General features: G+C 73.4%; 12 protein-coding genes. 5 read left to right on the top strand and 7 right to left on the bottom strand.

What is annotated here, in order from left to right:
* Nucleotides 1-121 precede the first annotated feature (121 nt).
* On the top strand, nucleotides 122-1,102 hold the full coding sequence (locus ACLF6P_RS07160; RefSeq protein ID WP_415948984.1) for a helix-turn-helix domain-containing protein: 981 nt from the start codon (nucleotides 122-124) through the stop codon (nucleotides 1,100-1,102).
* 15 nt (nucleotides 1,103-1,117) lie between these two features.
* Here the strand turns inward: ACLF6P_RS07160 and ACLF6P_RS07165 are convergent, their stop codons facing one another.
* The 3 genes from ACLF6P_RS07165 to ACLF6P_RS07175 all read right to left on the bottom strand — a co-directional run bounded on the left by ACLF6P_RS07165 (nucleotide 1,118) and on the right by ACLF6P_RS07175 (nucleotide 4,120).
* On the bottom strand, nucleotides 1,118-1,618 hold the full coding sequence (locus tag ACLF6P_RS07165) for a methylated-DNA--[protein]-cysteine S-methyltransferase (protein ID WP_415948985.1): 501 nt from the start codon (nucleotides 1,616-1,618) through the stop codon (nucleotides 1,118-1,120).
* A complete protein-coding gene (locus ACLF6P_RS07170; protein WP_415949150.1) occupies nucleotides 1,615-3,042 on the bottom strand; it encodes a bifunctional transcriptional activator/DNA repair enzyme AdaA in 1,428 nt (475 codons plus the stop codon). The genes ACLF6P_RS07165 and ACLF6P_RS07170 overlap by 4 nt, the downstream gene beginning before the upstream one ends.
* Before the next feature lie 124 nt (nucleotides 3,043-3,166).
* Entirely contained in the window at nucleotides 3,167-4,120 is a 954-nt protein-coding gene (locus ACLF6P_RS07175; protein WP_415948986.1) for a GNAT family N-acetyltransferase, read from the bottom strand.
* A 439-nt stretch (nucleotides 4,121-4,559) separates the two neighbouring features.
* Between ACLF6P_RS07175 and rsgA the strand changes: the two genes are divergently transcribed.
* Nucleotides 4,560-5,663, top strand: coding sequence for a ribosome small subunit-dependent GTPase A (rsgA, locus tag ACLF6P_RS07180; protein WP_415948987.1), 1,104 nt, complete (start codon nucleotides 4,560-4,562; stop codon nucleotides 5,661-5,663).
* A gap of 213 nt (nucleotides 5,664-5,876) precedes the next feature.
* On the opposite strand, the gene ACLF6P_RS07185 is transcribed toward rsgA, so the two are convergent.
* Complete coding sequence (locus ACLF6P_RS07185; protein WP_415948988.1) at nucleotides 5,877-6,560, bottom strand: 4'-phosphopantetheinyl transferase family protein; 684 nt, start codon at nucleotides 6,558-6,560, stop codon at nucleotides 5,877-5,879.
* 102 nt (nucleotides 6,561-6,662) lie between these two features.
* On the opposite strand from ACLF6P_RS07185, the gene ACLF6P_RS07190 reads away from it, so the two are divergent.
* The gene (locus ACLF6P_RS07190) at nucleotides 6,663-7,352 is read left to right on the top strand and encodes a helix-turn-helix domain-containing protein (RefSeq protein ID WP_415948989.1); all 690 of its coding nucleotides are present in this window, start codon (nucleotides 6,663-6,665) and stop codon (nucleotides 7,350-7,352) included.
* A gap of 57 nt (nucleotides 7,353-7,409) precedes the next feature.
* Here ACLF6P_RS07190 and ACLF6P_RS07195 read toward each other — a convergent pair whose 3' ends face one another.
* Both ACLF6P_RS07195 and ACLF6P_RS07200 read right to left on the bottom strand, forming a co-directional pair.
* Nucleotides 7,410-7,835, bottom strand: a complete 426-nt coding sequence (locus tag ACLF6P_RS07195; RefSeq protein ID WP_415948990.1) for a VOC family protein — start codon at nucleotides 7,833-7,835, stop codon at nucleotides 7,410-7,412.
* A gap of 63 nt (nucleotides 7,836-7,898) precedes the next feature.
* Nucleotides 7,899-8,846, bottom strand: coding sequence for an AraC family transcriptional regulator (locus ACLF6P_RS07200; protein WP_415948992.1), 948 nt, complete (start codon nucleotides 8,844-8,846; stop codon nucleotides 7,899-7,901).
* Between the two features lie 88 nt (nucleotides 8,847-8,934).
* Here ACLF6P_RS07200 and ACLF6P_RS07205 point away from each other — a divergent pair, with 88 nt between their 5' ends.
* Complete coding sequence (locus ACLF6P_RS07205; protein ID WP_415948994.1) at nucleotides 8,935-9,792, top strand: NmrA family NAD(P)-binding protein; 858 nt, start codon at nucleotides 8,935-8,937, stop codon at nucleotides 9,790-9,792.
* An 18-nt stretch (nucleotides 9,793-9,810) separates the two neighbouring features.
* Here the strand turns inward: ACLF6P_RS07205 and ACLF6P_RS07210 are convergent, their stop codons facing one another.
* Nucleotides 9,811-10,992: a YihY/virulence factor BrkB family protein gene (locus ACLF6P_RS07210; protein ID WP_415948995.1), complete on the bottom strand. Its 1,182-nt coding sequence runs from the start codon at nucleotides 10,990-10,992 to the stop codon at nucleotides 9,811-9,813.
* 537 nt (nucleotides 10,993-11,529) lie between these two features.
* On the opposite strand from ACLF6P_RS07210, the gene ACLF6P_RS07215 reads away from it, so the two are divergent.
* Nucleotides 11,530-12,843: a GAF domain-containing protein gene (locus tag ACLF6P_RS07215; protein ID WP_415948996.1), complete on the top strand. Its 1,314-nt coding sequence runs from the start codon at nucleotides 11,530-11,532 to the stop codon at nucleotides 12,841-12,843.
* Nucleotides 12,844-12,888 lie beyond the last annotated feature (45 nt).

The raw sequence follows: 12,888 nt of genomic DNA on the forward strand, positions 1-12,888 counted from the left end.
GCCGTGGCCGTTTCCCGCCACGGCGCAGGACGGCAGGGAGCGGCCGGGAGAGCGTTCCCTGCCGGAGCGGCAGGCAGGGCGCTCCCGGGTGGGTTCGGCAGGTACGTGAAAGGTGCGGGCAATGCTGGGGGCCATAGGCCTTGACGAGATGCAGGAGGCGGCCTACCGCGCGCTGGTCACGCTCGGTGCGGCCGACGCGGCCGACCTCGCCGCCCGTCTCGGACTGAAGGAGACCGACACCGAGCGGGCGCTGCGCAGGCTCGAACACCACGGTCTGGCCGCCCAGTCCACCTCGCGTCAGGGCCGCTGGGTGGCCGCTCCCCCGGGTGTCGCGCTCGGTGCGCTGCTCACCCAGCAGCGCCACGAGCTGGAGCGCGCGGAGCTCGCGGCCGCGCTGCTGGCCGATGAGTACCGCACGCAGGCCGACGCGCCCTCGGTGCACGATCTCGTCGAGGTCGTCACGGGTGCGGGCGCGGTCGCCCGGCGCTTCCTCCAACTGCAGCTCGGCGCGACACAGGAGGTCTGTGCGCTGGTCACCGGACGGCCCACCGTGGTCTCCGGCCATGACAACGAGGCCGAGGAACAGGCGACGGCACGCGGCGTCAGGTATCGCGTGATCGTCGAACGTGCCGTACTCGATCTGCCGACCGGGCTGCTCGAACTCTCCACCGCGCTGCGCCGCGACGAACAGGTGCGGGTCGTGGACCGGGTACCGACCAAGCTGGTGATCGCCGACCGTAGTCTCGCGATGGTCCCGCTCACCTCACGCGATGCGGAACCGGCGGCGCTCGTGGTGCATGCGAGCGGGCTGCTCGAATCGCTCCACGGCCTGTTCAGCTCCGTATGGCGCGAGGCGCTTCCGCTCCGGCTCGGCGAGGACGCCTCGGTGTACGCGCAGGAGGGCGAGGGACCGGACCGGACGGACCTGGAGATCCTGTCGCTGCTCCTCGCGGGCCTGACGGACGCGAGCGTGGCCAAGCAGCTCGATCTGGGGCTGCGGACGGTGCAGCGGCGCGTGAAGCGGCTGATGGAACTCGCCGGGGTGACCACGCGGTTGCAGCTCGGGTGGCATGCGTACGAGCGGGGGTGGGTGGCGCGTTAGGAGGTGCTGCTCGGTTCAGAGCGCGCCTTCCAGGCCGAGCAGCTGCAGCTTGCGGTCCAGGCCGCCCGCGTAGCCCGTGAGGCTGCCGTCCGCGCCGATCACCCGGTGGCAAGGACGCACGATCAGCAGCGGGTTGGCGCCGATCGCGCCGCCGACCGCGCGCACCGCCGCGCGCGAGGCACCGATGCTGCGGGCGATGGCGCCGTACGTCGTGGTGGCGCCGTACGGGACGGCGTCGAGCGCGGCCCACACCTGCTCGCGGAAGGCCGTGCCGTGGGTGCGGAACTCCAGGTGGAACTCCTCGAGTTCGCCCCGGAAGTACGCGGCGAGCTGCCGCTCGGCCTCCGCGAAGGCCTCGGGCGCGCGCACCCACTCCGCCTGCATGGTGCGTCCGCCCTTCTGGCCCGGTACGGAGACGGAGCCGAGTGCGCCGCTGCCGTCGCCGGTGAGGAGCAGCTCGCCGAGCGGGCTCGGGAGGGTCGTGCAGTACGTGGTGGTGGTGACGGCGGTCGTCATGGCCGGGGTTCCCTCTCGGTGCGTTCCACCCGCAGGTGGCGGTGGGCGTAGGAGCGCCAGGGGCGCCACAGGTCGGCGGACTCCTCGCCGGGCGGCGCGACATCGGGATCGCCGAGCGCCCGGGTCCGGATCACGGCCGCGGTGTACGGGTCCACACCCGCCACGGCCCGCAGCGCCTCCTGCGCGTCGTCGCGATCGGCGCCCGGATCGAGTCGTACCAGGCCGTCGGTCAGCGCCTTCGCGAGGGGCAGTGCATCGGCCGCCGTCGCGGCCTCGGGGAAGACGTGGGTGAGGCTGCCGCAAGGGGTGGCGAGCGGGGTGCCGTAGCGCGTGAGCAGGTCGGTGGCCGCCTCGCGGCCGAGGACCTCGCGCAGGGCGAACTCCTCGGGGTCGGCGGCGCCCGGCGAGCGCAGCCCGGGGCGGGCGGCGATCAGCCGGGCCAGGCGCGGGTCCTCGGCGAGGCGCTCCTCGACGGCGTGCGGATCGGCGTCGAGGTCGAAGAGGCGGCGCAGGCGCTGTACGGCGGTGGTGAGGTCGCGCAGGTCCGTGAGGTGGATCCGGGCCTCGAGCCACGGGCCGGGTGCGTGTTCGTCGACGGCGGCGATACCGGTGCCGTGCGGCAGGCGCAGGCTGCGGCGGTAGGTGCGGGTGCCGGGCTCGCCCGTGACCTCCTCGATCCGTTCGATCGCCTCGGCGGCGAGCAGATCGAAGACGGAGGCCGCGTGGTACGCGCCGCGGTAGGCGAGCCTCAGCGGCACACCCGCGCCGCTCCCGGCGGGCGCGGCGGGCTTGACGGGCTTGACGGTCCCGCCGGGCTTGGCGGGCTTGGCGGGCTTGACGGTCCCGCCGGGCTTGGCGGGCTTGGCGGTCCCCGTCTCCTTGCGCAGTTCGCTCGGGGTGCGGGCGTAGATCCGGCGGATCGTGTCGTTGAACTGCCGGACGCTGGCGAAACCGGCGGCGAAGGCCACGTCCGTGACGGGCAGCCCCGTGGTCTGGAGCAGGACGCGTGCGGTGTGGGCGCGCTGGGCGCGGGCCAGGGCGACCGGCCCCGCGCCCACCTCGGCCGTGAGTTGGCGCTGCACCTGGCGGGCGCTGTAGCCGAGGCGGGTCGCGAGACCGGGGACGCCCTCGCGGTCCACGACCCCGTCGGTGATCATGCGCATGGCGCGGCCGACGACGTCGGCCCGCGCATTCCAGTCGGCGGAGCCCGGGACGGCGTCGGGGCGGCAGCGGCGGCAGGCGCGGTAGCCGCCGGACTGGGCCGCGGCGGCGGTCGGGTAGAAGTGGACGTTGGGGCGCTTGGGGGTGATGGCGGGGCAGCTCGGGCGGCAGTAGATGCCGGTGGTGGAGACGGCGAAGAAGAAGGCACCGTCGAAGCGGGGGTCGCGGCTGCGTACCGCCTCGTAGGCGGTGTCCTGGTCGATCACCCTTCCAGTGTGCGGGGCCCTCGCCGCGCGTGCTGGCGGGAATCGGACACCGCGGTTGCCTGGGGCGGGCCTCCTTCCCGCCACCGCGCCTTCCCGGCTGTATCGATGCGGGCGTACCCGCCTACGACCAGGCCATGTTGACGGCGCGCTCGAAGTTCACGTAGCCCGCCCTGGCGAAGGCCGCTGCCATCGGGGCGTTGCCCAGGTCCGTTGCCGCGCGGATCCGGGGGACGTCCTGGGCGGCGAGGATGCGGGTGCCCTCGGCGAGGATGCCGTGGATGTAGCCGTTGCCGCGATGCTCGGGGACGACGCCGATGTACGCGAGGACCGGGTTGTAGGGATTGCGCGCGGGGATCACGAAGCCCACCGCCTCCCCCGTGTCCGCCAGCACCGCGATCTGCCACCACTCGCGCGGCGAGGTGTAGCGGGCGAACTCCTCGTCCCACTGCTCCCGCGCCACCTGTGCCGCGGACATCCGCTTCAGGTCGGCCTGGCTGTGGAAGTCCAGCGTGCCGGTGAGCGTTCGGGTCTGGAGGTCGAGCAGCTCGTCCTCGTCGAGGGCGGGCCGGAAGGCGAGGCGCGGGTCGCGGGCCGGCAGCTCGGTGCCGGGGCGCCATTCGAGCCGCAACCGCTCGACCACCAGTCGCGCTCCGGCCGATTCGAGCACCGACATCCGGGTCTCGACCGCCCGCCGTGCCTCGGGGTCCTCCCGCCAGTCGGCCGGGATGAACCGCTCGTACTCGGGCTGCGTCTCCCCCGCGGGAAGCACGGCCGCGGCGGCCTCCGCGTACAGCGCACGCGCGTCCGCCGCCGCCCCCGGGTCCGCATCGTCCACGTCGAGGATGTCCAGGAGCACGGGCCGCCCGGTCCCCGCCCGCGCCCACCACGCGAGCCGCGCGGTCACGCGCCCGCCGCGCAGGGCGAGCCACATCCAGCCGGGGCGGCGGCGGTCCTCGGCGAGGTCGTCGGCCAGCTCGTGGTTGATGGAGTACGGGAGGGAGTTGAAGAGTTCGATCTCCTCGGGCCCGGAAACGGGACGAAGGACGAGATCTGCGTACGCAGCGTCAGAAGGCATCGGCGCAGACGGTAAGCAGCGCCGCCGAGTTCCGTCAACGATCTTTCCGGGGCACGGGGCCCCAGGGCTGGGGGCTGGGGACTGGGCACGGGGGCACGGGCCCAGGGGCACGGGGGCCGGGCCCCGGGAAGCGGAGGATGCGGCCTCGGAATCCGGTGCCGGAAAAACCTGTGGCACCGCCAAGGCGCCTCGGGTTAGCTTTCATCCGTCGAACCGAGGACCGGTGCACAGCAGCGGTCCGCGGCGCCGAACCGACCGTACCGACCGGAGAGCTTGGAGGTGTGCCTGATGACTGCCGTCACCTGGGCGGACGCCGTCCGCACGCAGAAGACCGTCACCCACCCCCTCGTGGTCTCCGGCTGATCCCTGACTGAACGAACCGCGCCGCCGCACACGCGGCGCTCTGCCGGGGCCACTTCCCTTCGAAGGGTCCCCAGACTTGAACACCGTTTCCTTCTCCCGTTCGTCCTCGCTTCCCCTGACCTCCTACGGCTGGGACGCGGACTGGGAGGCCACTGCCGCGCCGTATACGGAGCAGGGCCTGACCCTGGGCCGTGTGGTGCGCGTCGACCGCGGGCTGTGCGACATCGTGACCGCCGAGGGCACGCTGCGCGCGGACACCGCGCTCGTCACACCGCGCGATCCGATGAAGGTCCTGTGCACCGGTGACTGGGCGGCCGTCGACACGGCCGCGGAACCGCCGCTGGTGCGCACCTACCTGCCCCGCCGTACGGCTTTCGTACGCAACACCTCGTCCAAGCGGTCCGAGGGCCAGATCCTCGCCGCCAACGTCGACCACGCGATCATCGCCGTACCGCTGACCGGGGACCTCGACCTCGGCCGGATCGAAAGGTTCCTGGCGCTCGGCTGGGAGTCCGGTGCGCAGCCCCTGATCGCGCTGACCAAATGCGATCTGGTGCCCGACCCGGTCGCGCTCTCCCATCTCGTCGAGGACGTCGAGACCACCGCACCCGGCGTGCAGGTGCTGCCCGTCAGCGCCGCCGAGGGCGAGGGTGTCGAAGTGCTGCGGGCCGTCGTCTCGGGCGGTACGAGCGTGCTGCTCGGCCCGTCGGGCGCGGGCAAGTCCACCCTGGCCAACGCACTGCTCGGGGCGGATGTGATGGATGTGCAGGCGATCCGTGACGTGGACGGCAAGGGCCGGCACACCACGACCACCCGCAATCTGCTCGCCCTGCCCGGCGGCGGAGTCCTCATCGACACCCCGGGGCTGAGGGGCGTCGGCCTGTGGGACGCCGAGACCGGAGTCGGCCAGGTCTTCTCGGAGATCGAGGAGCTGGCCGAGGAGTGCCGCTTCCACGACTGCGCCCATGAGGTGGAGCCGGGCTGTGCGGTGCTGGCCGCACTCGAGGAAGGTTCGCTGTCCGCTCGGCGCCTGGAGAGCTACCGCAAGCTGATCCGGGAGAACCAGCGCCTGCTCGCCAAGACCGACGCCCGGCTGCGGGCGGAGATCCGCCGCGACTGGCGGCTCAAGCAGGCGCAGGGCCGCGCGGCCATGGAGGCCAAGGGGCGCAAGCTCCGCTGAGCGGCCCTGGGGCACCGGGTGCCCCTGCTCGATTGAGCGGCCCCGGGGCACCGGGTGCCCCTGCTCGATCAACCCTGCTTCCGGTACGGGAGGTTGCCAGTGACGCCCCCTCGTACCGGTGGAGCCGGTGCCTGGCCGGGCACCGGGGTGGAGGGGCCCGTCGGCCGGCTGTGGCGGCCTGACCGACGGGCCCTTCGGCGTGAGCGTGCCGGGTCATCCAGGCTCCGGTCCGGGTGCGGCCACCGCAAGGGCGGCGGCGTAACCGGCAGGCGCGGTGATGTCCTCGATACGCCACCCCGGGACGGGACGCGGGTCAGGGCCCGTACCGACGACCGTACGGACCAGGCCGTCCCCCGCGATGCCCTCCCCCGTGCCCTTCAGGACCGCTTCCTTGCGGGTCCAGCAGCGGGCGAAGGCCGACGGGCGCCGGGGCTCGGGGAGCCGGGCCAGCTCCTCCCGCTCGGACGGGTGCAGGGCAGCGGCCACGTCGGCCATGACGTCCGCGGCCGGCAGGGGTTCGATGTCCACGCCGACGGGGGCGGGGGCGAAGGCGAGGAGGGCGAGGCGCTTGGTGTGGGAGAGGGAGAAGTGCAGCGGATTGCCGGGGAGTGCGGGGCGTCCGTGCGGGCCGCCGCAGCCAGGGCAGTCCTCGCGGTGGAAACGGAGCGTGGCCGGGTCCTGCTGCAGGTAGGCGCCGGTGAGGATCCGTAGCGCGGTGTGCACGGCGATGTAGACGGTGCGGTCCGCCTCCTGCCGCAGCGCGGCGGCCCGTTGCCGCTCGTCCTCGCCGAGGACGGGGGCATGGCCCGCCAGGCCGTGCACCGCCCAGACCTCGGGGGTGAGGGGCGGGCTGCTCGGCAGGGTCCCGGCGTCGCCGAACCGGAGGGTCTCGATCACCCGGCCGACTCTATGCGGTCGGCTGTCGGCCCAGCCCCCGCGGGGGCTGGGGTCGGCTGTCGGCCCCGCCTCCGCGGCGCTGCCTCGCCTACCCTTGGCAGCATGTACCAGGAGCGCCCCGCCCTCTTCCCCGGGGCCGCCGTCTGGACCGCGGACCGGGCCGGCGACGGCGAGCCGTACCCGGTGCTGCCGGACGGGTGTATCGACATCCTCTGGTCCGAGGGCCGGCTGCTCGTCGCGGGCCCGGACACCCGGGCCCACCGCACAAGCCCCGGCGAGGCCACCACCGTCTCCGGCATCCGCTTCGCCCCCGGCACCGCACCACCCCTCCTCGGCACCCCGGCCCACGCGCTCCTGGACCAGCGCGTCGAACTCCGCGACCTGTGGCCCGCGGCGCGCGTCCGGCGGCTGGCCGCGCAGGTCGAGGCGGCGGCCGATCCCCGAACGGGCCTGGAGGAACTCGCCCGCACCGTCGGCACCGCCCCGCCCGACACCGCGCTGCGGCACACGGCCGAGCGGCTGGCCGAGGGCGCCACCGTCGCGCAGGTCGCGGCGGAGATCGGGCTCACCGCCCGCACCCTGCACCGCCGTTCCCGCACCGCCTTCGGCTACGGGCCGAAGAATCTCGCCCGCATCCTCCGCCTCCAGCGCGCGCTCTCACTGGCCCGCTCGGGCCTGCCCGCCGCCGGGACCGCGGCGGCCGCGGGCTTCGCCGACCAGGCCCATCTGTCACGTGATGTACGGGACTTGGCGGGCATGCCGCTCGGCGCGCTGCTCGCGCTGGCGCCGTAGCAGCGGCTCAGAGGCCGCTCTGGAGCCGCTGCGGAACCCCTGAGGATGTATCGCCTCCTACTCCCCCAACGGCGCGAACAGGTCCACCCCGTTCCCGTCCGGGTCGAGGACCGTCGCGTACCGCTGTCCCCAGAACGCGTCGAACGGCTTGAGCTCACTGCCGTAGCCCGCCGCCACCAGCGCCTCGTACTGGGCGTCCACGTCGGCCGCGTCCGCGCACAGGAACGCGAGGCCGATCCGGCCCGCGGACGCCGGCGGCTGCCAGCCGGGGGTGAAGGAGCGCAGGGTCGCCTCGGTGTCCAGGGCGAACCGCAGTCCGCCCGGAAGGCTCGCCTCCACGTGCGGCTCCTGCTCGGCGCCTTCGGGGAAGTCGAGCCCGAGGCGCCGGTAGAAAGCGACCGAGGCGCTCATGTCGGAGACGACGATGCCGATCATGTCGAAGCGAGGGGTGGGCTGCGGGGTGTGGCTGTGTTGCGTGGTCATGCTGCGAACGTAGACCACCCGCGATCCGCCGTCTTGAAGGAATCGGACACCGCATCGCCCGCCTCAGGGCGTGTTGGGCGCGGCGCCCTCCCTGTGCTCCGCCGGGCTCACCCCGTACTCCCGTTTGAAGGCGGTGGAGAGCGCGAAGGGGCTGCCGTAGCCGACCTTGCGGGCGATCGAGGTGAGGGTGAGGTCCGTATCGCGCAGGAGGTCCGCCGCGCGGGCCAGGCGGAATCCGGTGAGGTAGGCCATCGGGGGGTCGCCGACCAGTTCGGTGAAGTTGCGGGCCAGGGCTGCACGCGAGACGCCGGCCCGGGTGGCGAGTTCCGCGACGGTCCACGGGTGCGCCGGAGCGTCCTCGATCGCGCGCAGCGCCACGCCCACGACCGGGTCGCCAAGGGCCCGGTACCAGCCGGGCGGTGAGGCTTCGGGGCGGGCGAACCAGGTGCGCAGCGAGGCGATCAGGAGCAGGTCGAGGAGGCGGTCGAGAACCACGTCCTGGCCGGGCTCGTCGCGGACGATCTCCTCCGCGAGCAGCGGCAGGAGACGGCAGTCGGCGACCTCCTCGCGCAGCACGAGCTGCGGCGGCAGCGCGTCGAGCAGCCGCGAACTCGCCGCGCCCGGCAGCTGGTAGGTGCCGACGAGCATCACCGCTTCCCCGTCGCTGCGACCGCCCCAGGTGCGGGTGCCGAGATCGAGGTAGTCCTTGATCTCCCGGCCGTCCGGGGCGGTGCAGCGCCCGCCGGGCAGGATCACCGCGCGCGGCTCGGTGGCGGGGTCGTCGGCGCAGATGTACGGGTCGGGACCACGGGCGATCGCGATGTCGCCGGGCGCCAGGTGGTGCTTCCCGCCCTCGTCGGGGATCAGCCAGCCCTCGCCGCGCAGCATCACCATCACGCTGACGGGTGCCCGGTCCTCGATCCGTACCGACCAGGGCGGGTCGAAGCAGGCCCGGACCAGGAACGCGCCCTTCGCCCGGGGGCCTTCCAGTAATCCGGCGAGTGCGTCCATGGCCCCCAGGGTACGGGCGAGACGTCTGCGTATGGCACCGAGCGTCTCTGCGATGGGAAGCGGCGGCGTGCGGAAGTTCACTGGAGACATGACAGAGACCACGGGCAACCAGCAGACGAACAGCAACCGGACCGTCCTCGTGACGCAGGCGACCGGCAGGACCGGGCGGATCGTGGCGGAGGCGGCCGAGCGGGCGGGGCTGCGGGTGCGGCGCGGATCGCGGTCCGCGCCCGTCCCGTTCGACTGGACGGACCGCTCGACGTGGGATGCGGCGCTGGACGGTGTGGACGCCGCGTATCTCGCGCACTACTTCGACATCGGCGCGCCCGGCACCGCCGAGGACATCGCGGCTCTCGCGGCGAAGGCGGTGGGGAAGGGGGTACGGCGGCTCGTACTGCTCTCCGCGCGCGGTGAGCCGCAGGCCGCGCCCGCGGAGCGTGCGCTGCGTGAGTCGGGTGCCGAGTGGACGATCGTGCAGGCCGCGTGGTTCATGCAGAACTTCAGCGAGGGCGAGCTGTTCGAGGGGGTGCGGGCGACCGGAGAGCTGGCCTTCCCGGCCGGTGAGGTCCTCGAACCCTTCGTCGATGTGCGGGACATCGCCGATGTGGTGGTGGCGGCGCTGAGCGAGGACCGGCACATCGGGCGCTCCTACGACCTCACCGGGCCGCGGCTGCTCTCCTTCCGTACGGCCGTGTCGGAGATCAACGAGGCGGCCGGGCGGGAGATCCCGTACATCCCGGTGCCGGCGCGGGCCTTCGGGGAGATTCTCGCCGAGACGGGGACCGAGGAGGGCGCGGTCGCGTTCCTGGTGGAGCTGTTCGAGACGATGCTCGACGGGCACAACGCTCAGCTGACGGACGGGGTCCGACAGGCACTGGGGCGTGCGCCGCGCGACTTCGGGGAGTTCGTGCGCGAGCACGCGGCGGCCGGGACCTGGAAGGAGTGAGCCGGACCCCGTAAGGGTTCAGGGCCGGTCGCGCTCCTCGGGGGAGTCCTTCGCGTGCGGCGCGGGATGCTTCGGCGGGCGCGGCTCGGGGTGCCGTTTCGCGTGGGTGCGCAGGCGGGCGCTGAGGTCGTCCGGGGGCAGGAACTGGGCCCAGCGTTCGGGGAACTCGGAGGGCATGTCCGGGTCCTCCGGATCCTCGGCGGCCCGTGCGGCGGCCGCGCGGGCGACCACCTCGGCGGCCCTCGCCTCCCTGATCCGCTCGTTCGCCTCGCGGGCGGCGGCGGTGGCGATCGAGGGCCAGACACGGTCGATGGCCGCGTTGACCGCCGCGCCGACGAGGACCGCGAAGGCCGAGACGCCGATCCACAGGAGGACGGCGACGGGTGCGGCGAGGGAGCCGTAGATGGTGGGTCCCTCCACGGTGTTGGTGAGGTAGATCCGCAGCAGGAAGCTGCCGAGCACCCACATGCCGAGGGCTACCAGGGCGCCGGGCACGTCCTCGATCCAGGGCGAGCGCACCGGTACGGACACGTGGTACAGCGTGGTCAGGAAGACGATGCCGAGCAGGATCACCACGGGCCAGTACAGGGCCTGTACGACGCCGTCGGAGATCGGCAGGACCTGCAGCACCGCATCGGGCCCGGCCACCATCAACGGCAGTGCCACCGAGCCGATCACCAGGGCGACGATGAAGAGCAGGAAGGCGAGCAGCCGGGTCGTCACGATGCCGCGTACGCCGTCGAGTCCGTACATCACGGTGATGGTGTCGATGAAAACGGTGACGGCGCGCGAGCCCGACCACAGCGCGAGGATGAAGCCGAGCGAGATGACGTCGGGGCTGCCGCCCTTGAGGACGTCGTCGAGGATCGGCTCGGCGATGTCGTGCACGCCCTTGTCGGAGAGCACCGTGCGGGCGGCCTCCAGGATGTTGTCGCGCACCGACTGGATGGTCTCGGCGCCGGTCCAGGCGTCCACGTAGCCGAGCAGTCCGACCAGGGAGAGCAGCAGCGGGGGCACGGAGAGCAGGGTGAAGAAGGCGGCCTCCGCGGCCAGGCCCAGGATGCGGTACTCGATGCAGGAGTTCACCGTGTCCTTGAGGAGCAGCCAGGCGGTTCTGCCTTTGGACATGTTGCGGTAAACGGCGCGGGCCCGGTGGAGCCGCCCCGGGGGCAGCTCGGGTGTTTCTTCTGCCTGGTGCACGTCCTTACCGTATCCGCAAGGGCGCCCCCGCCCGCACCGGCGGGAATCGGGCCGAGCCGCTGGTCGCATGCGGAGAGTCCACCGCCGGCCGGGCCCCTCGCGGAGGCTGTCGGACGGCATGGTCCCGAGGCCGTTCCGCTTTCCGTACGAGAGAGGGCCGTTCCGTTTTCCGTGCCCAGAGGGGCCGGGCGGGCGCGGCGGTTCACGGAGCGAATGCCGCCGGTGTGCGGGTCGCGGGGATGGTGCTGCGCCGACACGGCACCATCCCCGCCCCCATACCCTGTTGGAAAGCGGGCATGAACGCCGCGGAAGCGGCGTCGTGTTCATTTTCGGTCGTACGCGCACTTGTTCGCGAGCGTTGCAGGGGGTTGCATCGTGCCGTGCGCTCCCGAGGGGCGTCCGGCGGTCATGCGCCGGGCGGACCTCCGCGGCTCGCTTCCCCCGCCGGTTCTGCAGCCGGTTCTGCAGCCGGTTTCCCCACCGGAGGGTCACCGCGTCGGGAGTGCAGGATGTGCACTGGCGTAGTGGGAGGCTCCGGTGGCGAATGCGACGATCGATCTGACCCGGCTGGCGGCCGTGGATTCCGTCAAGGCGGCCCGGGTGCTCAAGGGGGTGCGGGATGCCGCGCTCCTGGGGCGGCGGCCGCCGGTCGAGCCGCGCCCGGTGATCGGGGAGTCCTGGGGCAGGATGCTGCGCCGCGGCGTCGATCCGGAGCGCGACGTGCGGAACGGGCTGCTCGGGCGCGAGGACCTGGAGGAGCGCCGGCACACCTCGGGGCTCGCCGAGCTGCTGCCCGAGCTGCGCCGCGCGCTCGTGACCATCGCGGACGCGGCCCAGCACATCATGCTGGTCGCGGACACCGAGGGGCGCATCCTGTGGCGCGAGGGCTCCTCGTCCGTGCTGCGGATGGCGGACGGGCACGGCCTCGAGCTGGGCGCGGACTGGGCAGAGTCGACGGTCGGCACGAACGGCGTCGGTACGCCTCTGGTCACGCGCAGGCCGGTGCAGGTCTTCTCGGCCGAGCACTTCGTCCGCAGCCATCACCAGTGGACCTGCGCTGGCTCCCCGGTGACCGATCCGCGAGACGGCCGTCTCATCGGGGTGGTCGATGTGAGCGGCCCCCTCGACACGATGCATCCGGCGACGCTCTCCCTGGTGCAGTCGGTGGCCCGGCTCGCCGAGGCCGAGCTGCGCACCCGGCATCGGGTCTCGCTCGACCGGCTGCGGATGACGGCGGCGCCACTGCTCGCCGGGATCAAGGGGCGGGCGCTCGTCGTGGACGGCGACGGCTGGACCGCCGCCGTCACGGGCACGGCGCCCGTCGAGCGGATCGCGCTGCCCAGCGGTGTCGGGCCGGGGCGGGCCTGGCTGCCGGCGTTCGGCGACTGCCTCGTCGAGCCGCTGCCTGGCGGCTGGCTGCTGCGGCCCGAGGAGGCCGGGGACCGTGCGCTCGGGGCGCCGGCGGTCGTGGTGCTCGATCTGAGCGCCGCACCGCGGTGCACGCTCAGCGTGACCGGCGCGAGCGGCGCCTGGAGTCATGAGCTGAGCCCGCGCCACGCCGAGCTGCTGTATCTGCTCGCCGTCGCGCCCGCGGGCCGCAGCGCACCCGCCCTCGCCGGGGAGCTGTTCGGCGATCCGGGCCGTGCGGTGACCGTGCGGGCGGAGCTGTCACGGGTACGGCGCTATCTGGCCGGGCTGCTCGAAGGCCGGCCGTATCGTTTCCGCGAGGACACCGACGTACGGGTGATCCTGCCGCAGGATCCGTCTGACCTGCTGCCGCGGTCGAACGCGCCGACCGTGGTGCGGGTCCGGCGCGGGGAGCGGCCGGACTGCGGGAAGCAGTCAGGCTGAGGAGACCGGTGGGCCGAGGAGAGCGGCCGGACCGAGCCCCGGCCG

Origin of the sequence: Streptomyces lothianensis (genome assembly GCF_047779955.1) — a bacterium.
Taxonomy (GTDB): domain Bacteria; phylum Actinomycetota; class Actinomycetes; order Streptomycetales; family Streptomycetaceae; genus Streptomyces.